A 26240-nucleotide genomic window follows, 5' to 3' on the forward strand; every position below is an offset into this window, starting at 1 on the left:
GGCCGTCCGCCCGTCGCCCGCCAGATCCGAGGAGCAACGGTCAGGCGACGACCGAACGCTGGGAGACGCCGGTGTACTCGCTGAGAGGCCGGATCAACGCATTGGACTCGCCCTGCTCGATGACGTGCGCGGTCCAGCCTGTGATTCGGCTCAGCACGAATATCGGAGTGAACATCTCGATGTCGAAGCCCATCAGGTAATACGCAGGCCCGGTGGGGAAATCGAGGTTGGGCTTGATTCCGGTGGCCTCCTGCATGGTGCGTTCGAGGATCTCGTACATCTGCACCCACTTGCCTTCGCCGGTGTGCGCGGCGACATCGGCCAACGCGGCGCGCATGGTGGGCACGCGAGAGTCTCCGTTGCGGTACACGCGGTGCCCGAAACCCATCACCTTGTCCCCGGCGGCAAGTTTCGCCAGCAGCCACTGCGCGGCGAGTGCGGGATCGCCGATCGCGAGCATGTCGTGCATGACGGCCTCGTTGGCTCCGCCGTGCAGGGGACCCTTGAGCGCCCCGATCGCCGCCGTCACTGCGCTGTAGATGTCCGACAGCGTGGAGGTGACCACTCGCGCGGCGAACGTGGACGCGTTGAAACTGTGCTCCGCGTACAGGATCAGCGATATCTCGAACGCTCGGACGATCGCCGTGTCCGGAACCGCGCCGAAGCACATGTTCAGGAAGTTCTCGGCGAACCCGAGATGACTGTGGGGCGCCACCGGATCCAACCCGTGGCGCCGCCGGTGGTCGGCTGCCACGATGGTCGGGAGCACGGCCATCATCCGCAGCGCCTTGACCCTGTTCGCGGCGGTCGAGTTGTCCTCTTCGGCAGGGTCTTCCGCGCCGAGATAGCTGATCGCGGTGCGCACCACATCCATCGGATGGCAGTTGTCCGGCATCTTGGCGACCAGTGACAACAGCGAACGGTCCGCGCGGCGGTTCGCCCGCTCTCGTTGGGTGAACATCTCGAGCTGCGCGTCGGTGGGCAGCTCGCCGTTCCACAGCAGGTATGCCACCTGCTCGAAGGTGCACCGAGCGGCGAGGTCTTGCACTGGATAGCCGCGGTAGGTGAGCGAGTTGGTCTCGGGCACCACCTTGGAGATCGCCGTGGTGTCGACGACCACCCCGGCCAGGCCCTTGAAGATCGTTGCCGTCTCGGTCATGTCCGTGCCCCCTCGATGGTGAAATTGAATATGCCTGAGTCGAATTCGTTGTAGCGCTCGTACTGGAGCAGCTCGTAGAGGCGGCTGCGATGCTGCATCCGGTCGAGCTGGCCCGCCTGCGTGCCCTCGACCAGAATCTCCCTGAGGCCCTGCTCGGCTGCGAACATCGCCAGGCGCAGAGTGGTGACCGGGTAGATCACCGCGTTGTACCCGATCGACTCGAGCGTCTTCGCCGAGATCAGATCGGACTTGCCGAACTCCGTCATGTTCGCGAGCAGAGGGATGGCCACAGCTGTACGGAACTTCTCGAATTCGGCCTCGGTGCGCAGCGCCTCGGTGAAGATCAGGTCCGCGCCGGCGTCGACGTACGCCTTGGCGCGCTCGATCGCGGCGTCGACGCCCTCGGTCCCGGCGGCGTCGGTGCGGGCGGACACGACGAAAGCCGGATCCCGCCTGGCACCTACTGCCGCGCGCAGTCGCCGCACCATCTCGCCCGTCGGCACCACGGCCTTGCCGTCGAGATGTCCGCAGCGCTTGGGATTGACCTGGTCCTCGAGATGGCAGCCCGCGATCCCGGCGTCCTCGAGCACGGTGACCGTGCGTGCCGCGCTCATCGGTTCGCCGAACCCCGTGTCGGCGTCGATCAACACCGGAAGGTCGGTCACCCGTGCGACCTGCTGCCCGCGGGCCGCCACTTCGCTGAGAGTGGTCAGTCCGATGTCGGGCAGCGCGAGGTCTGCGGCGACGACTGCGCCGGAGACGTAGACGCCCTCGAAGCCGATCTCCTGGATCAGCTTGGCCACAAGGGGATTGAACGCGCCCGGCAGGCGCTGAATCGAACCCGACGTGAGCCCGCGACGGAAGGCGGTCCGCTTGTCGGTGGCGGAGGTCGCGGCGGCGATCAGGCCCGACATCAGAACAGGCCCTTCGGCAGTTTCGGTGCGCGGGCGAGCACGTCCTCGGTCACCGTGAACGTGAGCTGCCCGAGCTCGCCGGCCTTCAGGTTCGCGGTGCGCTGCGCGGCGTCGAGGAAGCGGTCCTGTTCGGTGGGGGCGATCACGCCGTCTGCGAGGCTGCGGAACTTGGCGATGTACTGCTCGCGGGCGAACGGGCGGCCGCCGAGCGGGTGCGCGTCCGCGATCGCGAGCTCGTCGACGATCACCTCGCCGTTCTTCAGGGTGATCTCGGCGCGTGCGCCGAACGCCTTCTCGTCCGGGTCGGTGGAGTGGTAGCGGCGCGTCCACTCCGGGTCCTCGGTGGTGGAGATCTTGTTCCACAGTTCGATCGTGTCGGGACGCTGTGCGCGCTCGGGGGCGTAGGAGCGCTCGTGATGCCAGGTGCCGTCCTGGAGCGCGACGGCGAAGATGTACATCACCGAGTGGTCCAGGGTCTCCCGGCTCGCGGTCGGATCGAACTTCTGCGGATCGTTCGAACCGGTGCCGATCACGACGTGGGTGTGGTGGCTGGTGTGCAGCACGATCGACGCGATCTGGTCGAGGTCGCCGATCCGCTCGCGCATCCGGCGAGCGAGGTCGATCGGGGCCTGGCTCTGGTACTCGGCGGAATGCTCCTTGGTGTAGCTGTCGAGGATCGCGCGCTTTGCCTCGCCGGGCCCGGGCAGTGGGACGCAGTACTCGGCGTTCGGACCGCCGAGGAGCCAGGCGATGACGCCGTCCTCGCCCTCCCAGATGGGAGACGGGGCGCCCTCGCCGCGCATCGCACGGTCTACGGCCTCGACGGCCATCTTCCCCGCGAAGGCAGGCGCGTAGGCCTTCCAGCTCGAGATTTCGCCTTTGCGGGACTGGCGCGTCGCGGTGGTGGTGTGCAGCGCCTGCCCGATCGCCTGGTAGACGGTGTCGGTGTCCAGTCCGAGCAGAGTGCCGATGCCGGCGGCGGCGGACGGGCCGAGATGCGCGACGTGGTCGATCTTGTGCTCGTGTAGGCAGATCGCGCGCACCAGATCCATCTGGATCTCGTAACCGGTGGCCAGGCCGCGGATCAGGTCGACGCCGCTGCGGCCCGCGTGCTGGGCGACGGCGAGGATCGGCGGAATGTTGTCACCGGGGTGCGAGTACTCCGCGGCGAGGAAGGTGTCGTGGAAGTCGAGTTCGCGCACCGCGACCCCGTTCGCCCAGGCCGCCCACTCGGGCGAGACCGTGCGCTCGACACCGAACACCGTCGAACCCGGGGTGTGCCGGTGAGCCTCCGCTTGGGCGCGGGCGTTCGACACCGGGCGGCGGGTCAGCGACGCCGCCGCAACCGAGGCATTGTCGATGATGCGGTTGACCACCATCTCGGACACGGCGACGGGGATGTCCACCGGGTCTGTGGCGACCTCAGCGATCTTCCATGCGAGGTGGTCCGAACGGGGGAAATCGTCCGCCGAGCGGCGGGTGCGAACGGGATGGATCTTCATCAGGCCTCCGACCAACGATGTGGGTGCTGATTCGCACGCTACACAGCGGGTATGAGTACCGAAACGTGTTGCAAATGAAGATCTTTGCGACGTCGGTGACCAAGATTTGCGAATGCTGCGAACCCGTAGGGGTAGCGTGCGTGTGCACCGGTGTGGAACACGATCGGAAGGTGAGATCGGCAATGCAGAAGATGTATGCGGGGGCACGTCTGCGGCGGTTGCGCGAGGAGCGTGCGCTGACCCAGCTGGCGCTGGCGAAGAGGCTCGGCCTGTCACCGAGCTACCTGAACCAGCTCGAGAACGACCAGCGTCCACTGACCGTCCCGGTGTTGCTCAAGCTCAACTCGACCTTCGATCTCGACGTTCAGTTCTTCGCCTCGGACGACGACGCCCGCTTGGTCGCGGACCTGCACGAGGTGTTGCGGGAGACCTCTGAGACGGGTGAAGCCGCAGCCGGCGAGGTCGAGGAACTGGTCGCTCGCATGCCCTCGATCGGACGCACGCTGGTGGCTCTGCACCGGCGTCTGTACTCGGCGAACGACCAGATCGAGCAGTTCTCCGCGCAGTTCTCCGGTGGTGAGCCGGTCGGGGCCGACCATGCCCCGATGCCCTACGAGGCGGTGCGGGACTTCTTCTACGACCGGCGGAACCACATACCCGAGCTCGATGCGGCGGCCGAGGACATGTTCGTCGGTCGAGGTCTGCGAGTCGGTGCCATGGACCTGCAGCTCGCGGAGTTGCTGCGTGCGGAGTACGACGTGTCGGTCCAGATTCGAACCGACCACCCGGAGGTTGGTGACAGACTGCAGCTCGGACCCAAGCGCGCGTACGATCCGCGCGAGCGGACGCTGACGATCGCCCGCCGCCTGGCACCCGGTCAGCGAGCCTTCCAGATGGCGACTCAGCTCGCCTTCCTGTCGCACGCACCTCTGATCGATTCGATTGTCGCCGAAGATGATTCGCTCAGTATGGAATCGGCCGCGCTGGCACGGATCGGGCTGGCGAACTACTTCGCGGGCGCGCTGATCCTGCCCTACGCCGAATTCCTGCGCGCCGCGGAGTCGTTGCGGTACGACATCGACCTGCTGGGATCGAAGTTCGAGGTGGGATTCGAGACGATCTGTCACCGGCTGTCCACTCTGCAACGCCCCGGTCATCGCGGGGTGCCGTTCTTCTTCGTCCGCACCGATCGGGCCGGGAACATCTCGAAACGACAGTCCGCCACCGCATTTCACTTCTCGCGGGTCGGCGGCAGCTGTCCGCTGTGGGTGGTGCACGAGGCCTTCGCCTACCCGGGCCGCGTGCTGACCCAGGTCGCTCAGATGCCGGACGGACGCACCTACTTGTGGATCGCGCGAACCACCCGCAGCGGTGGGCGCGGGTATCTCGCGCCGGAACAGAACTTCGCGATCGGGCTCGGCTGCGACGTCGGGTACGCCTCCAAGCTCGTCTACTCGCGCGGCCTTCAGGTCGACGACCCGGCCACCCCGGTCCCGATCGGCGCCGGGTGCAAGGTCTGCGATCGTCCAGCCTGCGCACAGCGGGCCTTTCCACAACTCGGCAAGCCGGTCCGTGTCGATCTCGACCGGAGCAGCCCGCTGCCGTATCCACAATTCTGAAACGAGACGTGCCGATGACGACGTCCGCACAATGCGACGCGCTCACATCGCTGGCGGTCATCCCGGGCCTGGCCGCCGACTACATCGACCGCTACCTGTGGACCAGGTCCGCACTGACGCTGCCGGGGCGTCGCCGCCTGATCGCGCATGCGGTACGGCAAACGGCACCCAGTCGCGGGCTCGGGCAGGTCGTGCTGCATGTCTTCGGATCGACGTCCGCATGCGCTGCCTGGCACACCGCGGCGGGTCGCACCACCGACGAACTCGCGGTCATCGTGCGCGACACCGCGATCGACGACTCACATCTCGCGCTGGCGCTCGGAGCGCACTGGCGACAGGTGGTCGACCGACTCATCGCGGCGCCGGTTCCCCTCAGTGACCGAGTCGCCCGCGGCCGAGCCGCAACAGCAGCATCGCCAGCGTGTGGCCCTCCTGGCCGAGTTCGCTGAAGCGCTCGAGGACCTTCATCTCCCGGCTGTGCACCAGTCGCGGTCCGCCCGACGCCATCCGCGTGCGGCCGATGATCTGCGAGACCTCGCTGCGCCGCTTGATCGCGGCGAGGATCTCGGCGTCGAGCCGGTCGATCTCCTTGCGGAGCTCGTTGATCTCGGCTTCGCTGGCGGGCAGGTCTGCGGCGGTCGTCGCCTCGGCAGGCACGGCCTCGTTCGAAGCGTTGTTCGGCGAAGTGGGGGCACCCATGTGCTTCTCCTCGTGTCAATTCTTGGATCGTTCTCGGTCCCGCGGGTCGTTACCCGATCCAGGCCCTTCCCACGAAAAAGCCCCGGATCGCAGAAGCGGACCGCGGGGCTCGTGGGATGTTCAGGCCACGGGCACCGGAGTCCGGTACCCGTAAAAAAATCGCCAGCCATGGCGAAGGTCGACACTGAGCATGCGTCCATTTTGCCACGGACCCCGTGGTGCGGCCACGTGTGGGTACCTCGCCGGGCCCGGCCGGGAGCATCGCTGTCGGTGTCCGGCGGTAGCGTTGGGGTGCGATGAACACATTCTCAGCAGCAGCTCACGCAGGTGTGATGGCAGCGCCGTCCCGCACGTCCTCGGCCGCACTTCTCGACGGCCTCAACCCGCAGCAGCGCGAGGCCGTGGTGCACAGCGGCTCCCCACTTCTGATCGTGGCGGGCGCCGGCTCCGGAAAGACCGCGGTGCTGACCCGCAGGATCGCGTACCTGCTCGCCGAGCGCGACGTCTCGCCCGGACAGGTCCTGGCGATCACGTTCACGAACAAGGCCGCCGCGGAGATGCGTGAGCGGGTCGCGCAGCTGGTCGGCCCCCGCGCGAACAGCATGTGGGTCTCGACGTTCCACTCCAGCTGCGTGCGGATACTCCGGATGCAGGCGGCGCTGCTGCCGGGACTGAACTCGAACTTCACCATCTACGACGCGGACGACTCGCGGCGGCTGTTGACTATGATCTCCAAGGACCTCGAGATCGACGTCAAGCGCTACTCGGCCCGGCTGCTGGCCACCCACATCTCGAACCTCAAGAACGAGCTGATCGACCCGGAGCAGGCCGCGGCGGACGCCGACAAGGACCCGAACGAGCTGGTCCGGCTGGTGGCGAAGGTGTACGGCCACTACCAGGCCCGGCTGCGGGCGGCCAACGCGATGGACTTCGACGACCTGATCGGCGAGACGGTGGCGCTGCTGCAGCGGCATCCGCAGGTCGCCGAGTACTACCGCCGACGGTTCCGGCACGTGCTGGTCGACGAGTACCAGGACACCAACCACGCTCAGTACGTGCTCGTGCGCACCCTGGTCGGCGACGAGGACTCCGGCCCCGTGCCGCCGTCGGAGCTGTGTGTGGTCGGCGACGCGGACCAGTCCATCTATGCCTTCCGCGGGGCGACGATCCGCAACATCGAGGAGTTCGAGCGCGACTACCCGGACGCCCGGACCATCCTGCTCGAGCAGAACTACCGCTCCACCCAGAACATCCTCTCGGCCGCCAACGCGGTGATCTCCCGCAACACCGGACGCCGCGAGAAGAGGTTGTGGACGGACTCCGGTGAGGGCGAGCTGATCACCGGCTACGTCGCCGACAACGAGCACGACGAGGCGTCCTTCGTGGCCTCGGAGATCGACAAGCTGGTCGACAACGGCGACGCGAAGTTCGGTGACGTCGCGGTGTTCTATCGCACCAACAACTCCTCGCGCGCGCTCGAGGAGATCTTCATCCGGCTCGGTCTGCCCTACAAGGTGGTCGGCGGGGTGCGCTTCTACGAGCGCAAGGAGGTGCGCGACATCGTCGCCTACCTGCGCGTGCTGGCGAACCCGGACGACACGGTCAGCCTCCGCCGCATCCTCAACACCCCGCGTCGCGGCATCGGCGACCGCGCCGAGGCCTGCGTCGCGGTGCACTCGGAGCAACGCGGCATCGGATTCGCCGCGGCGCTGCGGGACGCCGCCGAGGGCACCGTCCCGCTGCTGAACACCCGATCGCAGAAGGCGATCGCGGCGTTCGCGGAGATGATGGACGAGATTCGCGCGAGCATGCAGCCGGACGACACGGGCCTGATCGACATCGGCGAGGTGGTCGAGGCGGTACTGGACAAGACCGGCTACCGCGCGGAGCTCGAGGCCAGCAGCGACCCGCAGGACGGTGCGCGCCTGGACAACCTCAACGAATTGGTCAGCGTCGCCCGCGAATTCAGCTCCGACGCCCGCAACGCCGCCGGCATCGAGGACGAGGTGGACGAGGCCCTCGAGGGCGCGCTCGCGGCGGCGGGGGAGGACGACGACAACCCGGGGGAGGGCGAGCCGGATCCGGGGTCGCTGGCCGCGTTCCTCGAGCGGGTGTCGTTGGTGGCGGACTCGGACCAGTTGCCCGACAACGGGGACGGCGTCGTCACGCTGATGACCCTGCACACGGCCAAGGGTCTGGAGTTCCCGGTGGTGTTCGTGACCGGCTGGGAGGACGGTCAGTTCCCGCACATGCGGGCGCTCGGCGACCCGGCCGAGTTGTCGGAGGAACGGCGGCTGGCGTACGTGGGCATCACCCGGGCCCGGCACCGGCTCTACGTGACTCGTGCCGTGATGCGCTCGGCCTGGGGACAGCCGATCACCAATCCCGAATCGCGCTTCCTGCAGGAGATCCCCTCGGATCTCCTGCACTGGCGCCGGGAGGACCCGGGACCGGGGACAGGCGGCGCCATCGGTGGCGGCCGGTTCCGCGGCGGACAGGGTTACGGCGGACAGGGTTACGGCGGGGGCGGTGGCTACGGCGGCGGCCGCGCCGAGGCGTCGACGCCGAGCTTCGGCGCGCCCCGGGCCCGCAACAACCACTTGGTGCTCGCCGTCGGGGACCGCGTCAGCCACGACAAGTACGGCCTCGGCACGGTGCTCGAGACCAAGGGCGCCGGCACCACGGCGACCGTGACCGTCGACTTCGGCTCGGCAGGAAAGGTGCGCCTGATGCTGATCGGCGGCGTGCCGATGGTCAAGCTCTAGTCCGCCGGTCGCGGCGGGGGCGCGTCCGGCTCGGTGAGCCGGCGGCGCCCACGACGAGGGCCGTCTCCCCTGGTGGGAAGACGGCCCTCGGTGGCGTTTGGTTGGGGCGGCGGAGCTCAGTCGCGCTCGACGCCGAGGCTGATGCCACGGGTCGCGAGCCAGGGCAGCGGGTCGATCTTGTTGTCGCCCGCGAGGTGCACCTCGAAGTGCAGGTGCGGTCCGGTGGAGAAGCCGCGGTTGCCCATCCGCGCGATCTGGTCGCCCGCCATCACGTGCTGGCCGACCGAGACGAGGGACGAGTCGATGTGGCCGTAGACGGTGATGGTGCCGTCGGCGTGCTTGAGTCGGACCCACATGCCGAAGCCGGAGGCCGGTCCGGAGTCGATGACCTCGCCGTCGGCCACGGCGTAGATCGGGGTGCCGATGGCGTTGGCGATGTCGACGCCGGCGTGCAGGGTGCCCCAGCGGGAACCGAAGCCCGAGGAGAACGTTCCCACGGCGGGGAGCACGAACAGCGGTCGCCGGGCGGCGGCCTCACGGGCGGCGCGCTCCTGGCTGAACCGCTGGCCCTTGGCGAGCAGGTTGGAGAACTGGCTGAGGTCGGCCGGGTCGGCGACGTTGAGCACCTGCGGCGCCTGCGAGGAACCGGTGGACGTGGCGCCGAACTGTGCGGCCTGCGGCTCGGCGGTCGCGGCGATGTTCGACGCGCTGTCGTCGGCGGCGAGGGCGACCTCGGTGGTGGCGGACGACCCGTTGTCGAGGGCGGCCTGTCCGGCGGCCACGACGGCGCCGGCGGCAACCGCAACGACGGCGGCGCGGCCCTTGAGCGCGGTGGGGGGAGTGGGGATTCGGTGCGCTCCACCGCGTCGAGCGGGAGCTGCGAAGTCCGAGTCGAGATCCGACGCCGCGGTGTCCGGGGCGTACGCGTTGTCGTGCTGGTCGTGCGTGGTGGTGCGGAAACTCATGCGGGGGGTCTCGAGGCTTGGTGACCCGGTGTAACGCTGCGCCGAGTATTGCGAATACGACTGCGTGGTGGCGTCGTCTGCGGTGAACGGCAGGGCCGGTTTACTCGGCGCCTTCGCCGTCCCGAACCGGGAATCGGCGGTACGACCTGCAGTGATCAAGTCCGTTGCCGGTCCGGAATCGGGTATCGGCTGAACCGTGAAGTGGCTGGTTACGGAGGGTGCGCGGTGTCTGGACAACCTCAACCCTCCCGTTTGTGACCTGCCTGTGACATTGACCGAAGCGACGGTAACGAAACGGTCGCGAGGGCCGCAACTCTTCCGTGCCGCTGACCGGGCAATTGTGAGATGCATCACAAAATGATCACGGGCTTTGCCGATCGTGGGTCCGAACTCGTGTCGACATCCCGACCGGAGTGACCGCGCGGCTAGCGTCGAATCCCGTGTCGCCCTCACCCCGAGACCGGTCCACCACCCGCGCCGAACCCCAGCGTGTCGCCGGGCGAACCGGCGCCGGCGCCCGTGGCCCGGCGGATCCTCGACGAACCGCGGCGCTGGCGGCCGCCGCCGGGCTGTGCGGCGCCGTTCTGGTCGCACTCGCGGCTCCGATCGGAGTCGTCCGGCCCGAGGCGGGATCGGCGGTGCTCGCCGCGACCGTGGTCGCGGTGTTCTGCGCCGCCGCCGCTCCCGTTGCGGCGCTGATCGTCGTGCGCCGGGCCCCGGCGGTCGCGGGGGCGCTGACCGCGGGCGCCGGGGCGGTCGCGCTCGGACTCCTGGTGCTCGACCTCCAGCTGTGGGCGAGACCGGTCGACGCCAACCGGCTCGAACTGTTCCGACCGCTCACCGCCGCACACCTGACCGCCGGCCCGGGCGCCTCCGCGATGCTGGCCGGGCACGCACTCGGCGTCCTCGGCGGACTGCTGGGTCTGCTGACCGTCGCGCGTGCCTCGCACGACGACGGCTACGGCCACAGTGACTACCCCGACCACGAGGGCGCCTCCGTGGGTCGCCGGGTCGGAGCCGGACTGAGCGCCGTCATCGCTGTGGCCGCACTTGCTTTCGCGGTCGCCTCGCTCGCCGAACCGCTGCGCTCGTCCGACCCGGTACTCCTGGTGCACCCGCTGCTCGGCGCGCCCCCGGCGACCGCGATCGGGACGGCATTCGTCGCGGTCGCGGTGGTCGTGGTGGTGGCCGGCTCGCTGGTGTCGATCGAGCCCGGTGTCGCCGCGGGTGCCCTGGTCGGTGCGGGCACGGCTGCGCTCGGACTGTCGGGGGTGCAGCTGGCGGCGGGCGTCGCGGCCGGTGACGGTGTCGGGTTCGCGCCCGGCGCGGCGGTGGCGTCGGCGGCGGCCGCGGTGCTCGTTCTGGCCGGGGCCTCGGTCCCCGCGGTGGCGGCGGCCAGGTCCCGGCGCGGGATCGCCGCGCTGACGAAGGGCGTTGGCGTCGAGTCCTCGGTGTCGGCAGGCCGGAGGTCCGGTGCCCCGTCGAAGGCCAAGGCGCTGGCGGCCGCCGAGGCCGCGGCCCGCGCTCGGGTGAACCGATGGCACCGGCGCGCCGGGCTCGCCGGGATCGCGGCGGGACTGCTCGCGGTGGTCGGCGCCCTGCTCCCGGTGCTCGCCGTTCCCGACGGGTTCCCGCAGCCGCAGATCCTCGCCACCCGGGTCGTGCTCGTGGCCGCCGCGGTCCTGGCGGTCGCGTCGGTGTGGCTGTTCCTGTCGGAATTCGCCGGGCTGGTGCGCCCCGCGGTGGGGGTGCTCTGGGCCGCGCTGGTCGCGGCCGTCGCCGGGGTGTTGCAGTCGGTGGTCGTCGCGTCCGACCTCCCGGGGGTGGGCCCGGGGCCCGGGGCCTGGGTGCTCGGGCCTGCGGCCGTAGCCGCCGCGGCGGCGGGACTGCTGGCCTGGTGCGCGGGATCCGCCGAGCGGGAGGGCATCGACACGTCCGTGGACGTCCCGCCCAGGCGCGCGGTGCTGGTGATCGGGGTGCCGGCCGCGGCGGTGTCGGTGGTCGCGTTGGCGCTGCCGCTCTATCGAGGTGCCGGCTACGGTCCCGACTCGGTGGTCCACTGGCCGTGGGGATGGGACATGTGGGGGCGGGCGCTGCTCGCGGTCGTCGTGGCGGTAGCGGTCTGGGTGGCGGCGAAGGCCCGGCCGGCACGGGCCGCAGCGGGGTTGTCGGGCGCGGCGGGAGCCATGGGCGTATACCTGATTGGGTGGCCACTGACCAGCGGCCGGGTGATCGATCCCGTGATGGGTCCCGGTGCGGTGGCCGCGATCCTCGGAGTGGTGCTGTTGACGGTGACTGCTGTGGTGGCTGTTCGCCATGATCGCCGGTGACCTGCCGCGCACCGATATCACCCCGTGAGATAGGCCACATAGCACCAAGGCGACCGATGGGTCATTGATTCAACTAGATACAGTCCGAACGGACCCGCTCTTACCCCTCGAGCGGGCGTCAACGCAGACGAGACGGTGAGCAGATGGATCTCTTCGAATACCAGGCGAAGGAACTCTTCGCCAAGCATGGCGTGCCGACGTCGGCCGGACGTGTTACCGACACGGTCGCAGGCGCACGTGAGATTGCCGAGGAAATCGGCAAGCCCGTGATGATCAAGGCGCAGGTGAAGGTCGGTGGCCGCGGCAAGGCAGGCGGCGTGAAGTACTCCGCCGACGTCGACGCGGCGGTCGCGAACGCCGAGTCCATCCTCGGGCTCGACATCAAGGGCCACGTCGTCAAGAAGCTGCTGGTCGCAGAGGCGAGCGACATCGCCGAGGAGTACTACATCTCCTTCCTGCTGGACCGCACCAACCGCACCTACCTGGCCATGTGCTCGGTGGAGGGTGGCGTCGAGATCGAGGTCACCGCCGAGGAGAACCCCGACGCCCTCGCGAAGATCCCCGTCGACGCCGTCAAGGGTGTCGACCTGGCGTTCGCGCGCAGCATCGCCGAGGCCGGCAAGCTGCCCGCCGAGGTGCTCGACGCCGCCGCCGTCACCATCCAGAAGCTCTGGGAGGTGTTCATCAAGGAGGACGCGCTCCTCGTCGAGGTGAACCCCCTCGTGCGCACCCCCGACGACCAGATCCTCGCCCTCGACGGCAAGGTCACCCTGGACGAGAACGCAGGCTTCCGCCAGGCAGGCCACGAGGCCTTCGAGGACCGGGACGCCACCGATCCCCTCGAGCTCAAGGCCAAGGAGAACGACCTCAACTACGTCAAGCTCGACGGCGAGGTCGGCATCATCGGCAACGGCGCCGGCCTGGTCATGTCGACCCTGGACGTCGTCGCGTACGCCGGTGAGAAGCACGGCAACGTCAAGCCCGCCAACTTCCTCGACATCGGTGGCGGCGCCTCGGCTGCGGTCATGGCCGCCGGCCTGGACGTCATTCTGAACGATGCGCAGGTCAAGAGCGTGTTCGTGAACGTCTTCGGCGGCATCACCGCCTGTGACGCGGTCGCCAACGGCATCGTCGGCGCCCTGCAGACCCTGGGCGACGAGGCCAACAAGCCGCTCGTCGTGCGCCTGGACGGAAACAACGTCGAAGAGGGTCGCCGCATCCTCGCCGAGGCCAACCACCCGCTGGTCACGGTCGTCGCAACCATGGACGAGGCCGCCGACAAGGCCGCCGAGCTCGCCTTCGCAGCGAAGTAAGGGACTAGAACAATGGCAATCTTCCTGACCAAGGACTCCAAGGTCATCGTCCAGGGCATCACCGGCGGCGAGGGCACCAAGCACACCGCCCTGATGCTCAAGGCCGGTACCCAGGTCGTCGGCGGCGTCAACGCTCGCAAGGCCGGCACCACCGTCTCGCACACCGACAAGGACGGCAACCCCGTCGAGCTGCCGGTCTTCGCCACTGTCGCCGAGGCCATGGAGAAGACCGGTGCGGACGTCTCCATCGCGTTCGTCCCGCCGGCGTTCTCCAAGGACGCCATCGTCGAGGCCATCGACGCGGAGATCCCGCTGCTCGTGGTCATCACCGAGGGCATCCCGGTGCAGGACTCCGCGTACGCGTGGGCCTACAACGTCGACAAGGGCAACAAGACCCGGATCATCGGCCCCAACTGCCCCGGCATCATCACCCCGGGCGAGGCGCTGGTCGGCATCACCCCCGCCAACATCGCGGGCAAGGGCCCGGTCGGCCTGGTCTCCAAGTCCGGCACCCTGACCTACCAGATGATGTTCGAGCTGCGTGAGTACGGCTTCTCGACCGCCATCGGCATCGGCGGCGACCCGGTCATCGGCACCACCCACATCGACGCCATCGAGGCGTTCGAGAAGGATCCCGAGACCAAGCTCATCGTCATGATCGGCGAGATCGGCGGCGACGCCGAGGAGCGTGCGGCCGATTACATCAAGGCCAACGTCACCAAGCCGGTCGTCGGCTACGTGGCGGGCTTCACCGCCCCCGAGGGCAAGACCATGGGCCACGCCGGCGCCATCGTCTCCGGATCCTCGGGCACCGCACAGGCCAAGAAGGACGCCCTCGAGGCGGCAGGCGTGAAGGTCGGCAAGACGCCGTCCGAGACCGCCGCCCTCGCGCGCGAGATCCTCGAGAGCCTGACCGTGGGCGCCTGACACCCGCAGTCCTGCCGAAGGGCACCCGCCTCGCCTCGAGCGAGCGTGGGTGCCCTTCGGCCGTTTCGGGGCCCCGGCGAACCCGCCACAGCGTGAACACGCGCCCCAGGTTCAACACAGGATTGTGCGCTAGCGTTCAGAAGGCAGTGTCCGCACGCGCATCGACAGCAAGGAGCCGATCATGACCTACCCGCCCACAGGGCCCGGCTACGGTCCCCCCGCGCAGCCCTCCGGCGGACTCGCGGCGAAGGGCCTGCCGCACCTGCTCACGCTGGGTGTGCTGGCGTTGGGCATCGTCAACTTCCTGTTCGGGTTCGCGCCGTTCGCGAAGGTCAGTACGTTCGGTGACACCACCCTGAGCCAGAGCTCCTTCGAGGGTGGCTACCCGGTCATCGGGCTAGCGCTGCTGCTGGTCGGCGCCCTGCTGGCCGGCCTGTCGCTGCTGCCGGGCAACCCGTACAAGGGCATCGCCGCAGCGACCTCGCTGGTGGGATTCCTGGTCGGGTTGTTCTTCCTGTTCAGCCTCTCCGAGGGCGTGACGCTGGCCTGGGGCGGGATTCTCAACCTGGTTCTCGGTTTCGTGCAGACCGTGCTCGCCATTGCCGTCGTCCTCTACGAACTGGGCCTGCTCAAGCCGCCCGCGCCCAAGCCGGCAGGCTTCGCGCAGCCGGGTTACGGCCAGCCGCCGGCCGGGTACGGCCAGCCCCAGCCGGGTTTCGGTACGCAGCCGGGGCAGGCGCCGCAGGGGTACGGCCAGCCGCCGCAGGGCTACCCGCAGCCCGGACAGCCGTACGGTCAGCCGCAGACCCCGGGCTACCCGCAGGGGCAGTACCCGGGTGGTTACCCGCAGCCCGCGCCAGGACAGCCCGCGCCGGGACAGGCCGGCTACGGCCAGGCCAACCCGTACGCGCCGCCGCAGCCCCCCACCTACCCGCAGGCCGGGCAGTCCTACGGCCAGTCCCAGCACGCCGCGCCTGCCGCCGACGAGACGGTCGCGGTGCCGAAGCCCGCCGAGTCGGCGAATCCGGCCGAGCAGCCGCCGAGCGCGCCCGCGCCGACGCAGGCGTTCGGTGCTGCACCCACGCCGCCGGATCACAAGGACGACTGACCGAACGACGACATCGACGCCCCTCGGTGAACGCCGAGGGGCGTCGATGCGCCCGGCCCCGGCCGATCGGCGCGCCTGGCCGACCGGTGCGGGCCGAGATGTCACCCTCGAGGAGATGAGTTCCTTGCTGAGCCGCGACACCGCCCGGACGAGACCGAGCCGGAGGCCGGTGACCGCGCAGCCGACGCCCGAGCAGATCCGTACCCTGCTCGGGATCGCGCTGCGTCCGACACTGGTCGCGCTGGTGCTGATCGCCACCTGTGTGCTGGTGACCCTGGTCGCCGCGAACAGTGACCTCACCGGGACCAGCGGCGCGATCGCGGCGACCTGGCTGGCGGTGCACCAGGTGCAGCTCACCATCGGCGGTGCGTCGCTCGGCGTGCTGCCGCTGCTGCCGACTGCGGTGATGATGTGGACGGTCGCGCGAGGCTGCGCGCGGGCCGTCACCGAGTACAGCCCGCGGAGCGAACAGTGGTGGGTGCTCGGCGCCGCGGTTGCGGGTCCGCTGGTGGCCACGGCGATCTCGCTGGCAGTCGTCGCCGACGCATCCTCGGTGATCGCGTTGTCGCCGCCGAACGCGTTGGCCGCGTTCGGCTGGGTGCTCGCGGTGCACTTGGTCGCCGCGATCGTCGGAGTGGGCACCCGGGTGTGGCGACCGGTCGCCGCGCGATGGCGTCTGCCCCGTTGGGTGCAGGGCGCCGCCCGTCCCGCCATGCGCGCCGGCATGACGCTGCTCGCGACCGGGGCCGCGATCTCCGTGGTGTCGCTGCTCGCCTCCTGGTCGACCGTCGGCGACCTGCTCCAGGCCGGCGAGGGGGTGGGCGGCGCCCTCGGGCTGACGGTCGTCTCGATCCTGTACCTGCCGAATGTCGTGATCGGCGCGACCGCGGTGCTGGTGGGGTCCGCGGTGCACGTCGGTGCGGCCTCGGTGAGCATGTTCGACGTGGTCGGTGGACCGGTGCCCGCGCTGCCGGTGCTGGGGGTGCTTCCGGCGGAGCAGGGCGGCGGGTGGACCGTCGGATTGGTGATCCCCGCGGTGCTCGGCGCGTTCCTCGGCCGCGACTGCGCCCGGCGGGCCGGTTCGGTGCTCGAGGCAGTGCAGTCCGCCCTCGTCGGGGCAGCCGCTGTCGCGGTGGTGTTCACGGCGCTCGGGTTCGTGGCGGGCGGGAACCTCGGCACCTTCGGGACGGTCGGGGTGGACCTGGCGACCTTCGCCGGACTGACCTTCGGGTGGCTGGGGGTGTTCGGCGCGGCAACCGCGGCCCTGGTGCGCTGGCGTAGTGGTTCGCGGGACGAGCCGCAGACGGTGCGGCGGGCCCCCGACCCGGTGCCACCGGCCGCGACCACGAGGACCGCGGCCGCGGGAATGCTGGTCCTGCCCGCCCGGATCCGCGACGAGGCGTCGACGACGGTGATCGAGGCGGAGGTGCTCGACGAGGTCGTGGTCGACGAATCCGTCGTCGCCACGCCCGAGCGATCCGAGGCCGAGACCGAGGGCGTGGTGGTCGATGCGGAGGTGGTCGATGCGGCGGAAGTGGCGCAGGTCACGACGCCGGAGGCGGACCCGGACCTGCCCGGAGGTCCACGGACCAGCAGCGACTAGGCTTACCCAGCGGTCGGGCATGCCGGCCGCTGGCCGCAAGGAGTAGAGCGCTGACCGCCCCGCATGTCTTCCGCCCCGGATCACACAGCCCGGTCCGGGTCGTGGTCCTCGCTTCCGGCACCGGGAGCCTGCTGCAGTCGCTCATCTCGGCGGCGGTCGACGACTACCCGGCCCGCGTGGTGGCGGTCGGCGTCGATCGCGACTGCGCTGCGATCGGGCACGCCGAAGCCGCGGGTATCCCGGCCTTTCGGGTCGCGCTGGGTGACTACCCCGACCGCGACGCCTGGGACCGCGCGCTGACCGCGGCCGTCGACGGGCACCGGCCGGACCTGATCGTCTCCGCGGGCTTCATGAAGATCCTCGGTGCCGAGTTCATGACCCGATTCGGTGGCCGCATCATCAACACCCATCCGGCGTTGCTGCCGTCCTTCCCCGGCGCCCACGCGGTGCCCGACGCGCTGGCGTACGGCGTGAAGGTGACGGGATCGACTGTGCACCTTGTGGATTCGGGTGTCGATACCGGGCCGGTGCTGGCCCAGGAGCCGGTGGTCGTGCTCGAGGACGACGACGAGTCGAGCCTGCACGAGCGCATCAAGACTGTGGAACGGCGACTGCTGGTGGACGTGATCGCCGCCGTCGCCACGCGAGGTGTTGTTTCCGACGGACGAAAGGCCGTGATCCCAAGTGACCGAACGTAAGGCGCTGCGCCGCGCATTGGTGAGCGTGTACGACAAGACCGGCCTGGTCGAGCTGGCCACCGGTCTGCACGCCGCGGGCGTGGAGCTGGTCTCCACCGGCTCCACCGCGGCGCGGATCGCCGAGGCGGGCATCCCCGTCACGCCGGTCGAGTCGCTCACCGGCTTCCCGGAGTGCCTCGAGGGCAGGGTCAAGACCCTGCACCCGCGCGTGCACGCCGGCGTCCTCGCCGACACCCGCAAGCCCGAGCACCTCGCGCAGCTCGAGGAGCTCGGCATCGAGGCGTTCCAGCTCGTGGTCGTCAACCTGTACCCGTTCACCGCGACCGTGGCCTCGGGCGCGACGCCGGACGAGTGCGTCGAGCAGATCGACATCGGCGGACCGTCGATGGTGCGCGCCGCGGCGAAGAACCACCCGTCGGTCGCCGTGGTCGTCGACCCGGCCCGCTACGAGGAGGTGCTCACCGCGGTCGCCGCGGGCGGCTTCACCCTCGTCGAGCGCACCGCCCTCGCGGCGCAGGCGTTCCAGCACACCGCCTCCTACGACGTCGCGGTCGCGAGCTGGATGACCTCGACGCTGGTCGAGTCCGACTCGCAGTTCCCCGAGTGGGCGGGCGCCAGCTGGGACCGCTCCGCGGTGCTGCGCTACGGCGAGAACCCGCACCAGGCCGCGGCCCTGTACGTGAACCCGGCCGCCCCCGCCGGCCTCGCGCAGGCGACCCAGTTGCACGGCAAGGAGATGTCGTACAACAACTACACCGACGGTGACGCCGCGTGGCGCGCCGCGTTCGACTTCGCCGAGCCCGCCGTCGCGATCATCAAGCACGCCAACCCGTGCGGCATCGCGGTCGGCGCCGACATCGCCGAGGCGCACCGCAAGGCGCACGCCTGCGACCCGGTCAGCGCGTTCGGCGGCGTCATCGCCGCGAACCGCGAGATCACGGTCGAGATGGCCGAGCAGGTCGCGGAGATCTTCACCGAGGTCGTCATCGCCCCGTCCTACGCGCCCGGCGCCGTCGAGGTGCTGGCCCGGAAGAAGAACGTGCGCGTGCTCGAGGCCGTCGCGCCGACCGAGTCGGGCATCGAGCTGCGGCCGATCTCCGGCGGCGCGCTGCTGCAGGAGCGCGACGTCCTCGACGCCGAGGGTGACAACCCGGCGAACTGGACCCTCGCCGTGGGCGAGCCCGCGGACGCACAGACCCTCAAGGATCTCGAGTTCGCTTGGCGCGCATGCCGTTCGGTGAAGTCCAACGCGATCCTGCTGGCCAGCGACGGCGCCTCGGTCGGCGTGGGCATGGGTCAGGTCAACCGGGTCGACTCCGCGCACCTCGCGGTCAACCGCGCCGGTGACCGGGTCGCCGGGTCGGTCGGGGCCTCGGATGCGTTTTTCCCGTTCCCGGACGGACTGCAGGTGCTCGCGAACGCGGGCGTCAAGGCCGTCGTGCAGCCGGGTGGCTCGGTCCGCGACAACGAGGTCATCGAGGCGGCCCGCGAGGCCGGCATCACGATGTACCTGACCGGAGCGCGCCACTTCGCGCACTGACACCGGACACGACGCACGAGAGGTGTGCACCCCGCGGGGTGTGCACCTCTCGTGCGTTCAGGCCGCGTTGCCGGAGATGACGATGCGGGCGGCGCCGCGGTCGAGCAGTTCGCGGGCGAGGTCGGTCGCGGCGGCGCGCTGGGCGGCGTCGGTGTGCGAGAGGTCGAGGGTGACCGCGTGACCGGTGAGGTCGGCGGGTAGGTCGGCCAGCGGCGGGGCCGCGGCCAATTGGCTGATCCGAAGCTTCATGGTGAACTCCTCGTTCGGTACTACTCGAGTGTGTCCGAGTTGTGTGTGCGGAAGGTTTCCGCACGGGGTTGTCCGGGTAAAAGAAAAGGCACCCGGGCTGGTGCCCTGGGTGCCGAGAACTGATCCGGTGATCCGGTCGTCAGGATCGTTCTCGGTGGACACGCTTGGACGAAACAAGGCAACGCCACGCGGCTACGTGTGCGGCTACGTGCACGGACATCGACATGATCGGCGTTCCTTTCGATTCGGGCGTGGTTGGTTAGCCGGGAACGGTACAGCACGATCGGGCGGTCCGCACCTCGATATCGCGCCGGAACCCACCGTCGAGTGTGCACTCGTGGGGGCATCGGCCGAGTGACAGCGCCGGCAGGTGCACGCTCGACACAGTTCAGACGGGTGCGCCGGCATCCCGGAGCTTGTCGCGGGCGCGCCGGGCGATGGTGTGCGGACGCAGTCGCAACTGCTCGGAACTGACCCGGACCACGCGCCAACCGAGACCGTCGAGCAGTTCGTAGCGCTCGATGTCCCGGGTTCGTTGTTCCTCGTCGGTCCAGTGGTGGTGGCCGTCGTACTCCACCACCACCTTCCAGCGCTTCCAGCCGATGTCGCAGCGCGCGACGATCTGCCCTCGACGGTTCCGAACCTTGACCTGGGTGCGCGGCCGGGGGAGCCCGCCGTCGACCAGGACCAGTCGCGTCCGCGTCTCCGGCGGCGACTCGGCACCACCATCCACGAGGTCGAGAACCTGGCGAAGCTGAACGATTCCCCTTGTACCGTGGTGCTTTCCGGTGAGGGTAGCGATGTCGGCCGGCCCGATGCCGGTGGCGTTGCAGAGCGCGTCGAGCGTCTCGACGGCACTGACGAACGGAAGTCTGCGACCGAGATCGTATCCGGTACGGGCCGGCGTCGAGGTGAGCAACCTTCCGGCGATACAGATTTCGTCGGGTTCGAGCGCATCGCCGTGGATCAGGATGCCCTGCGCACCGCGACGGCTGCCCGTCCGGAACAGCTCGGGGCGGGCTCCCGGATCGATCCATTTCGTACCGAGCACGGCGGCGGCGGAGAGTCCGCCGAGGATCCCGTCCTCGCCCGCCCACAGTGCAGCGGCGCGTGCCCTGATGACGGCGTCGAGCGCAATTCCCTTGGCGATGTACACATCCCGGTGCAGTCGCGTGTAGTCGAGGCGTAGTTGGCGGTTTGTCACTGCACCCGACGCGACCGCCACGGTACCCAGGAACGGACCGGCGAATTCCCCCATGCGCCGACACTGGCCGACTGGTTGCACCGGCGGAAGTGGGCGCCGCGATCTGTGCACAACTCCGGAGCCCATCCACAGCCGCCGAGTGTGCACTTGTCGGCGTATCGCGTGAGTGAGAGCGGCTGGAAGTGCACACTCGACGAAGGCGAGCGGAGCGAGCAGGGCTAGAGCCCGGCGAGCCAGGACTTGAATCCGGTCGCGAACTCGGCGGAGAACGGCAGGTCTTCGACGTAGTCGGCGCCGGTGGAGGCCCGTTCGCCGATCTCCTTGAGCACGTGGTTGGCGGTGCTCAACCGCAGCGAGGTCAGGGGCGAGGCGCCGAGCGCGGTGTCCAGGGCCGAGACGTCCTCGCAGTCCACCTGGATGTCGCGCGCGGAGCAGCTGGTCAGCACGGGCAGCCCGGCCGGGAGCTGGGTGGCCAGCACCCGCGGGTCCAGGGCGTCCTCCTCGGCGAGTGCCTTCGCGTTCACGGGCACGAAGCCGGCCATGCGCAGCGGGTCGGGGAGGTCGTCGCCGAGGGTGGCGTCGGCGCGCAGCGTCTCGACCGCGCCGGTCAGCGCGGTGCGCAGTTCGTCGGCGAGCTCGAGCGGCAGCTGGCCGGCCCCCAGTGCGGCGTCCACCTGTGCATGGATCTGCCGGGTCAGCAGATCGAGCAGCCGGACGGCGAGCGGCTCGAGCAGTCCGAGTCCGACCAGTGCCGGCGTACCCTCCCGGACAGCGAGCGTCATCGCCACGAGTGCGCCCTCGCTGTGCCCGATGACCAGTAGCCGGTCCGCATCGATGTCGGGTTGTGCGGCAAGGTTTTTCAGCGCGTCCGCGGCGGCGTCCACGAAGACGGAGAAGCCGAGCCCGGCGACGTCCTCGACGGCGTACGGCCCGAGCCCGGTCTCGCCGCTGCCCAGCTTGTCGTAGCGCAGGCTCGCGATGCCGGAGTCCTCGAGCGTGTCCGCGAGGAATCGCAGGGTGCCGATCGGCCCGGGCAGCACCGCACTGTCCCCGTTGCGGTCGGTGGGGCCGCTGCCCGCGAGCAGCAGCGCGGCGGGGACCGGTCCCCGCACGTCGGCGGGCAGACGGAGGCTGCCGTGCATGGTGACGTCGCCGCTGGTGAAGGTGATCTCGGTGTCGGCCATGACGACCAGTCTCTCAGGGCCCGGCGCCGCTACTCGCCGGGGAGTCTCCTGCCGTGTGGTTAGGCGGCCGAACCAACGCTGACATCCGTGTCCATCCGGGGGACGATCGAATGCGACGTGACTTTCGTGAGGTGGCTGAGATGGCTGAAACATCGACAACGTCAACGGGAGAACGGGTCGACGAGAGTTCGGTCGAGTCCGGGGGCTACCACCAGGAGCTGAAGCGGACTCTCGGTTCCTTTCAGGTGTTTGCCATTTCGTTCGCATTCATCTCGGTGGCGGTCGGCATCTTCGGGACGTACGACGACGTGCTGCAGAGCGCGGGCCCGGTCGGGATCTGGCTCTGGGTCGTCGTCGCGGTCGGGCAGATCCTGGTCTCGCTGGTGTATGCGCAGTTCGCGGCCAGGATCCCGCTCAGCGGCTCGACGTACCAGTGGGCATCGCGGCTGGCCAACCCGAAGATCGGCTGGGGGTTCGGTTGGCTGACCGTCTGCTACCTGTCGCTCGGCGTCGTCGCGGTCGACAACGCCCTCGCCAGCCAGGCCTTCATGCCGCTGTTCGGCATCGCGGAGGACGAGGGGACGGCGCGTCTGATCACCCTGGCCATGGTGGTCGTCCAGGCCCTGCTCGTCGTGTTCTCGACGCGCATCGTCGCGATGATCAACGCGACCGCGGTGGGGCTCGAACTGGCGATCGTCGTGGTACTGGCGATCGCGCTCGTCGTGGCCGTGGTGGTCACCGGAAACGGGTCGGTCGACAACCTCACCTCGCGCGGCGTCACCGAGAATGCGCCCGACTACTTCGCGATCGGCGGCGGGCTGATGGGGGCGATGATCATGGGCCTGGCCACGCTGGTCGGCTTCGACGCCGCTGCGAACCTGGCCGAGGAGGCCAAGGATCCGTTTCGCAGCGTCCCGCGCGCGATCGTGGGATCGGTCGTCGCGGCCTCGCTGCTGGGACTGGTGTTCCTGATCGCGCTCACCGTCGCCCTCGACGACATCCCGCGGATCAGCGCCAGCGAGTCGGCGGTCGCGGCGATCATGCGCGATCAGCTCGGACCGGTCGTGGAGCGGGTGCTACTCGTCGCGATCACCTTCGCCTTCTTCGGCGCCGGCATGGTGACGATGGCCGCGTGCTCGCGGATCGTCTTCGCAATGTCGCGCGACTCGCGCTTTCCCGGGTACCGGCTGATGCGGCAGATCAACCCGCGCACGCAGACCCCGGTCCCGGCGACGATCCTGATCTGTGTCGTCGCGGTCGTGCTGATGGTCGCGCTGCCGGGGGCAGCGCTGTTGGAACTGATCGTCGCGGGGACCATCCTCACGGTGATCGTCTACGGAGCGACGGTCGTCCTCTACCTGGCGGTACGCGGGCGGCTGGACCACAAGGAGGGCGCGTTCAACCTCGGGCGCTTCGAGCTGCCGGTGGCGATCGGCGCGCTGGTGTGGATGGTGGTCGTGCTGTTCGTGGTGGTGTCCCCCGCGGATGCGCGCGTACCCGTCGTGCTCGTGGCCGGCGTCGTCGTCGCGGGCGGGTTGTTCTTCCTCTGGCTGTTGAGATTCCGCCGCGAGGCCCTCGACACCGAGCCCGGAGACCTCACCATCTACGAGCGTTGATCGTGAGGTGACAGGATGACGGCGACGACCACCGAGCTCACGGGAGAGGTGGTGCGCGCGGGCGATCCCGGCTACGAGGCGGCGCGGATCGGCTGGAACCGCTTCTACTCCCGCTGTCCCGAGGCGATCGTGTTCTGCCGCAACACGCAGGACGTGGTCAACGCGGTCCGGTGGGCGCGGAAGGAGGGCATCGCCCTGTGTGCCCGCAGCGGACGGCACAGTCTCGAGGGCTGGTCCTCGATCGACGGACGGCGCCTGGCCGGCAGTGTACGACAGTGTCGACAGGGGGCCGCAGGACGTCGCCTTCTGGAAGTTCTGCTCCCAGTTCGTCACCCGGCCGCTCCCCGACGTGGCGATCGATCTGGTCGGCCGCTACATGAGCCACGCGCCGAGCCCGTGGAGCAACTTCTTCTGCTCGAGCTTCGGTGGGGCGGTGCGGCACGCCCCGCCAGGAGGGTCGGCATTTCCGCACCGCGAGGCGCTGTTCTACTGCGAACCGGGCGCGGCCTGGAACGACCCCGCGCTGACCTCGACGGCACTGAGTTGGGCGACCGACTTCTGGCGCGCGTTGCGCCCGTAGGGCGACGGTGCCTACGTCAACGTGCCCAACGCCGCCGCGTCGGACTGGGAGCGCGAGTACTACGGCGCCATCGGTGCGCGGCTGCGCCGGGTGAAGGCCGCCTACGACCCGGACAACCTGTTCAGCTTCGAGCAGAGCGTGCCGCTCGTCGCCGGTTGATCCCGGACCGACCGTGCGGGCGGCCGCCGGAAGCCGACCGCACCGGTCACGGACTGGGGGTGGCCTCCGTCGGCGTCGCGGGGAGCGGCCGGACCTTCGGGTCGCCCGCGTCGGCGAAGTAGTCGCCCTTGATCGTCGCGTCCACACCATCGGGCGCCTTGACCGCCCGCAGCACCAGCGTCGCGGCCGCCGCGACCACGACGTTCACGACGAACGCGGTCAGCGCGATGTAGCCCATCTGGGCGATGCCGGGGATCGAGGCGAGTGAACCGGCGAAGTGCGGAGTGGTCGCCGACGAGACGTGGTAGGCGGCCACCGTGCCGTAGACCATCGCGACCGCCCAGCCGGCGAGCAGGGCCCAACGATGGAACCAGCGGGTGTAGAGGCCGAACACGATGGCGGGGAAGGTCTGCAGGATCCAGATGCCACCCAGCAGCTGGAAATTGATCGCGTTCTGCTTGTCCAGGGTGAGCACGAACACCAGGGCCACGAACTTGACGAACAGCGAGACGAGCTTGCTGACCTTCGCCTCCTGCGCCGGGGTGGCGGACGGACGGAACCACTCGCGGTACACATTGCGGGTGAACAGGTTCGCCGCCGCGATGGACATGATCGCGGCGGGCACCAGCGCGCCGATCGCGATCGCCGAGAACGCGACCCCGGCGAACCACGACGGGAAGGCATCCTCGAACAGCTGGGGGATCACCAACTGGGCGTTGGGTTTACCGTCGAGGCCGATCGGCTTGGTGCCGGCGGCGATCGCCACCCAGCCCAGCAGGGCCAGCATGCCGAGCAGGAAGCTGTAGGCGGGAAGGATCGTCGCGTTGCGTCGAATGGTGTTGCGGGACTTGGAGGACAGGGTCGCGGTGACCGAGTGCGGGTACATGAACAGGGCCAGCGCGGAGCCCAACGCGAGGGTGGCGTACGCCCAGTACTGCTGACTGTTCGGGATGAACGAGCCGGTCGGCTTGCCGGTGGCCGGGCTCGGGGTCTCCATCTTCGTCTGGGCCGCGTCGAAGATGTGCGTCCAGCCGCCGAACTTGGAGGGCAGGTAGATGATCGCCACGATGATCACCAGGTAGATCAGCGTGTCCTTGACGAACGCGATGATCGCCGGCGCGCGCAGACCCGACGAGTACGTGTAGGCGGCGAGCACCGCGAAGGCGATCAGCAGCGGCAGGTCCCGAGCGATCACGTTCTCCGAGCCGCCGAGGCCGATCACCTCGAGCACCGCCTGGATGCCGACCAGCTGCAGCGCGATGTACGGCATGGTCGCGAGGATGCCGGTCAGCGCCATCGCCAGCGAGAGCCACCTGGACCCGTAGCGGCCGCCGACGAAATCCGCGGTGGTGACGTACCCGTGCCGGTGACTGACCGACCACAGCCGCGACATGAACACGAAGATGATCGGGTACAGGATGATCGTGTACGGGACGGCGAAGAAGCCGCTCACCGACCCGAGCGCGAACATCGCGGCGGGCACCGCGATGAACGTGTACGCGGTGTAGATGTCGCCGCCGATGAGGAACCACGTCACCCAGGTGCCGAAACTGCGCCCGCCCAGGCCCCATTCGTCGAGGCTCTGCAGGCTGGACGCGCGGCGCCACCGCGACGCGAGGAAGCCGAGCACGGTGACCAACGCGAACAGGGCGACCAGCACCGCGAGTGCGACCCCGTCGACGCCGTCCGATCCGCTCGCGGCGAGCACGTCGGGCCCGCTCACCGGTCCGCCCCGTCGGTGTCGGCGGGGCGGGACATGGGCCGGTGCGGACGGGCCTTGAGCACGAGCTTGTAGGCCGCGAAGGTCGCGCCGGCGCACAGGAACACCCACGCGAACTGGTACCAGAAGAAGAACGGGAACCCACCCAGCCGCGGCTCGTCACGGGCGTAGAACGGCACCCAGAGGATCGCCACGATCGGAATCAGGAGCAGTACGCCCGCGACGGCCAGCAGGCGCCGGTTCGCGGGCGGTGCGGTGGTGTCGTCCGGTTGCGTCACGTCGGTGTCTCCATGTCCTCGGGCGGTCCTCCGCCGGGAAAGCTACTCGCAGCATCCGGCTGCTGCCCGACTATCGGCGTTTCGAATCGGCAACGTGGCAGGCGGTCG

General features: G+C 69.5%; 22 protein-coding genes and 1 pseudogene. 13 read left to right on the top strand and 10 right to left on the bottom strand.

The features are described 5' to 3' along the window. Nucleotides 1-40: 40 nt before the first annotated feature. Genes ACFVH2_RS05915 through prpD form a run of 3 tightly spaced genes read right to left on the bottom strand, consistent with a single transcriptional unit; the run spans nucleotide 41 to nucleotide 3575 of the window. Complete coding sequence (locus ACFVH2_RS05915) at nucleotides 41-1159, bottom strand: bifunctional 2-methylcitrate synthase/citrate synthase (protein WP_378420440.1); 1119 nt, start codon at nucleotides 1157-1159, stop codon at nucleotides 41-43. Continuing rightward, nucleotides 1156-2073 carry a methylisocitrate lyase gene (prpB, locus tag ACFVH2_RS05920; protein WP_378420439.1) on the bottom strand — a complete coding sequence of 306 codons (918 nt, stop codon included), beginning with the start codon at nucleotides 2071-2073 and terminating at the stop codon, nucleotides 1156-1158. Before prpB ends, ACFVH2_RS05915 begins: the two co-directional genes overlap by 4 nt. Beyond that, the gene (gene prpD / locus ACFVH2_RS05925) at nucleotides 2073-3575 is read right to left on the bottom strand and encodes a 2-methylcitrate dehydratase PrpD (protein ID WP_378420438.1); all 1503 of its coding nucleotides are present in this window, start codon (nucleotides 3573-3575) and stop codon (nucleotides 2073-2075) included. Before prpD ends, prpB begins: the two co-directional genes overlap by 1 nt. Before the next feature lie 182 nt (nucleotides 3576-3757). On the opposite strand from prpD, the gene ACFVH2_RS05930 reads away from it, so the two are divergent. Then, complete coding sequence (locus ACFVH2_RS05930) at nucleotides 3758-5194, top strand: short-chain fatty acyl-CoA regulator family protein (protein ID WP_378420437.1); 1437 nt, start codon at nucleotides 3758-3760, stop codon at nucleotides 5192-5194. Between the two features lie 372 nt (nucleotides 5195-5566). Here ACFVH2_RS05930 and ACFVH2_RS05935 read toward each other — a convergent pair whose 3' ends face one another. Next, complete coding sequence (locus ACFVH2_RS05935) at nucleotides 5567-5893, bottom strand: chorismate mutase (RefSeq protein WP_378420436.1); 327 nt, start codon at nucleotides 5891-5893, stop codon at nucleotides 5567-5569. A 296-nt stretch (nucleotides 5894-6189) separates the two neighbouring features. Between ACFVH2_RS05935 and pcrA the strand changes: the two genes are divergently transcribed. Further along, complete coding sequence (pcrA, locus tag ACFVH2_RS05940) at nucleotides 6190-8658, top strand: DNA helicase PcrA (protein ID WP_378420435.1); 2469 nt, start codon at nucleotides 6190-6192, stop codon at nucleotides 8656-8658. A 116-nt stretch (nucleotides 8659-8774) separates the two neighbouring features. Here the strand turns inward: pcrA and ACFVH2_RS05945 are convergent, their stop codons facing one another. Further along, nucleotides 8775-9623: a M23 family metallopeptidase gene (locus ACFVH2_RS05945; RefSeq protein ID WP_378420434.1), complete on the bottom strand. Its 849-nt coding sequence runs from the start codon at nucleotides 9621-9623 to the stop codon at nucleotides 8775-8777. A gap of 440 nt (nucleotides 9624-10063) precedes the next feature. Here ACFVH2_RS05945 and ACFVH2_RS05950 point away from each other — a divergent pair, with 440 nt between their 5' ends. The 7 genes from ACFVH2_RS05950 to purH all read left to right on the top strand — a co-directional run bounded on the left by ACFVH2_RS05950 (nucleotide 10064) and on the right by purH (nucleotide 19142). After that, nucleotides 10064-11953, top strand: a complete 1890-nt coding sequence (locus ACFVH2_RS05950) for a hypothetical protein (RefSeq protein ID WP_378420433.1) — start codon at nucleotides 10064-10066, stop codon at nucleotides 11951-11953. 143 nt (nucleotides 11954-12096) lie between these two features. After that, entirely contained in the window at nucleotides 12097-13266 is a 1170-nt protein-coding gene (gene sucC / locus ACFVH2_RS05955) for an ADP-forming succinate--CoA ligase subunit beta (RefSeq protein WP_378420432.1), read from the top strand. A gap of 12 nt (nucleotides 13267-13278) precedes the next feature. Next, nucleotides 13279-14193, top strand: a complete 915-nt coding sequence (sucD, locus tag ACFVH2_RS05960; protein WP_378420431.1) for a succinate--CoA ligase subunit alpha — start codon at nucleotides 13279-13281, stop codon at nucleotides 14191-14193. A gap of 181 nt (nucleotides 14194-14374) precedes the next feature. Then, on the top strand, nucleotides 14375-15301 hold the full coding sequence (locus ACFVH2_RS05965; RefSeq protein ID WP_378420430.1) for a DUF5336 domain-containing protein: 927 nt from the start codon (nucleotides 14375-14377) through the stop codon (nucleotides 15299-15301). A 115-nt stretch (nucleotides 15302-15416) separates the two neighbouring features. After that, on the top strand, nucleotides 15417-16904 hold the full coding sequence (locus tag ACFVH2_RS05970) for a DUF6350 family protein (protein WP_378420429.1): 1488 nt from the start codon (nucleotides 15417-15419) through the stop codon (nucleotides 16902-16904). Between the two features lie 29 nt (nucleotides 16905-16933). Continuing rightward, nucleotides 16934-17602, top strand: coding sequence for a phosphoribosylglycinamide formyltransferase (gene purN / locus ACFVH2_RS05975; protein WP_378420544.1), 669 nt, complete (start codon nucleotides 16934-16936; stop codon nucleotides 17600-17602). Then, complete coding sequence (gene purH, locus ACFVH2_RS05980) at nucleotides 17589-19142, top strand: bifunctional phosphoribosylaminoimidazolecarboxamide formyltransferase/IMP cyclohydrolase (protein WP_378420428.1); 1554 nt, start codon at nucleotides 17589-17591, stop codon at nucleotides 19140-19142. The genes purN and purH overlap by 14 nt, the downstream gene beginning before the upstream one ends. Before the next feature lie 57 nt (nucleotides 19143-19199). On the opposite strand, the gene ACFVH2_RS05985 is transcribed toward purH, so the two are convergent. The 3 genes from ACFVH2_RS05985 to ACFVH2_RS05995 all read right to left on the bottom strand — a co-directional run bounded on the left by ACFVH2_RS05985 (nucleotide 19200) and on the right by ACFVH2_RS05995 (nucleotide 21779). Further along, entirely contained in the window at nucleotides 19200-19391 is a 192-nt protein-coding gene (locus ACFVH2_RS05985) for a hypothetical protein (protein ID WP_378420427.1), read from the bottom strand. A 388-nt stretch (nucleotides 19392-19779) separates the two neighbouring features. Then, complete coding sequence (locus ACFVH2_RS05990) at nucleotides 19780-20649, bottom strand: endonuclease domain-containing protein (protein ID WP_378420426.1); 870 nt, start codon at nucleotides 20647-20649, stop codon at nucleotides 19780-19782. Between the two features lie 164 nt (nucleotides 20650-20813). Beyond that, a complete protein-coding gene (locus ACFVH2_RS05995; RefSeq protein ID WP_378420425.1) occupies nucleotides 20814-21779 on the bottom strand; it encodes an alpha/beta hydrolase in 966 nt (321 codons plus the stop codon). A gap of 140 nt (nucleotides 21780-21919) precedes the next feature. Here ACFVH2_RS05995 and ACFVH2_RS06000 point away from each other — a divergent pair, with 140 nt between their 5' ends. The 4 genes and pseudogenes from ACFVH2_RS06000 to ACFVH2_RS06015 all read left to right on the top strand — a co-directional run bounded on the left by ACFVH2_RS06000 (nucleotide 21920) and on the right by ACFVH2_RS06015 (nucleotide 24134). Then, nucleotides 21920-23395 carry an APC family permease gene (locus ACFVH2_RS06000; protein WP_378420424.1) on the top strand — a complete coding sequence of 492 codons (1476 nt, stop codon included), beginning with the start codon at nucleotides 21920-21922 and terminating at the stop codon, nucleotides 23393-23395. Between the two features lie 15 nt (nucleotides 23396-23410). After that, nucleotides 23411-23578: pseudogene (locus ACFVH2_RS06005) on the top strand (FAD-binding protein); the annotation flags it as partial. Nucleotides 23579-23660: 82 nt separating this feature from the next. Continuing rightward, entirely contained in the window at nucleotides 23661-23975 is a 315-nt protein-coding gene (locus tag ACFVH2_RS06010) for a hypothetical protein (RefSeq protein ID WP_378420423.1), read from the top strand. 21 nt (nucleotides 23976-23996) lie between these two features. After that, the gene (locus tag ACFVH2_RS06015) at nucleotides 23997-24134 is read left to right on the top strand and encodes a BBE domain-containing protein (protein ID WP_378420422.1); all 138 of its coding nucleotides are present in this window, start codon (nucleotides 23997-23999) and stop codon (nucleotides 24132-24134) included. Between the two features lie 46 nt (nucleotides 24135-24180). On the opposite strand, the gene mctP is transcribed toward ACFVH2_RS06015, so the two are convergent. Continuing rightward, nucleotides 24181-25857: a monocarboxylate uptake permease MctP gene (mctP, locus tag ACFVH2_RS06020; protein WP_378420421.1), complete on the bottom strand. Its 1677-nt coding sequence runs from the start codon at nucleotides 25855-25857 to the stop codon at nucleotides 24181-24183. After that, nucleotides 25854-26132: a DUF3311 domain-containing protein gene (locus tag ACFVH2_RS06025; RefSeq protein ID WP_378420420.1), complete on the bottom strand. Its 279-nt coding sequence runs from the start codon at nucleotides 26130-26132 to the stop codon at nucleotides 25854-25856. Before ACFVH2_RS06025 ends, mctP begins: the two co-directional genes overlap by 4 nt. Between the last annotated feature and the right edge of the window lie 108 nt (nucleotides 26133-26240).

Source organism: Rhodococcus sp. NPDC127527, from assembly GCF_042672245.1.
GTDB lineage: Bacteria > Actinomycetota > Actinomycetes > Mycobacteriales > Mycobacteriaceae > Rhodococcus_G.

Excerpts from the sequence above, each read along its gene's own strand:
- ACFVH2_RS06000 (WP_378420424.1), top strand. The coding sequence starts at position 21,920 with ATGGCTGAAACATCGACAACGTCAACGGGAGAACGGGTCGACGAGAGT.
- ACFVH2_RS05930 (WP_378420437.1), top strand. The coding sequence starts at position 3,758 with ATGCAGAAGATGTATGCGGGGGCACGTCTGCGGCGGTTGCGCGAGGAG.
- ACFVH2_RS05945 (WP_378420434.1), bottom strand. The coding sequence starts at position 9,623 with ATGAGTTTCCGCACCACCACGCACGACCAGCACGACAACGCGTACGCC.
- ACFVH2_RS05915 (WP_378420440.1), bottom strand. The coding sequence starts at position 1,159 with ATGACCGAGACGGCAACGATCTTCAAGGGCCTGGCCGGGGTGGTCGTC.
- ACFVH2_RS05965 (WP_378420430.1), top strand. The coding sequence starts at position 14,375 with ATGACCTACCCGCCCACAGGGCCCGGCTACGGTCCCCCCGCGCAGCCC.
- ACFVH2_RS05970 (WP_378420429.1), top strand. The coding sequence starts at position 15,417 with ATGAGTTCCTTGCTGAGCCGCGACACCGCCCGGACGAGACCGAGCCGG.
- ACFVH2_RS05995 (WP_378420425.1), bottom strand. The coding sequence starts at position 21,779 with ATGGCCGACACCGAGATCACCTTCACCAGCGGCGACGTCACCATGCAC.
- prpB (WP_378420439.1), bottom strand. The coding sequence starts at position 2,073 with ATGTCGGGCCTGATCGCCGCCGCGACCTCCGCCACCGACAAGCGGACC.
- ACFVH2_RS05985 (WP_378420427.1), bottom strand. The coding sequence starts at position 19,391 with ATGAAGCTTCGGATCAGCCAATTGGCCGCGGCCCCGCCGCTGGCCGAC.
- pcrA (WP_378420435.1), top strand. The coding sequence starts at position 6,190 with ATGAACACATTCTCAGCAGCAGCTCACGCAGGTGTGATGGCAGCGCCG.
- sucC (WP_378420432.1), top strand. The coding sequence starts at position 12,097 with ATGGATCTCTTCGAATACCAGGCGAAGGAACTCTTCGCCAAGCATGGC.
- prpD (WP_378420438.1), bottom strand. The coding sequence starts at position 3,575 with ATGAAGATCCATCCCGTTCGCACCCGCCGCTCGGCGGACGATTTCCCC.
- sucD (WP_378420431.1), top strand. The coding sequence starts at position 13,279 with ATGGCAATCTTCCTGACCAAGGACTCCAAGGTCATCGTCCAGGGCATC.
- ACFVH2_RS05990 (WP_378420426.1), bottom strand. The coding sequence starts at position 20,649 with ATGGGGGAATTCGCCGGTCCGTTCCTGGGTACCGTGGCGGTCGCGTCG.
- ACFVH2_RS05935 (WP_378420436.1), bottom strand. The coding sequence starts at position 5,893 with ATGGGTGCCCCCACTTCGCCGAACAACGCTTCGAACGAGGCCGTGCCT.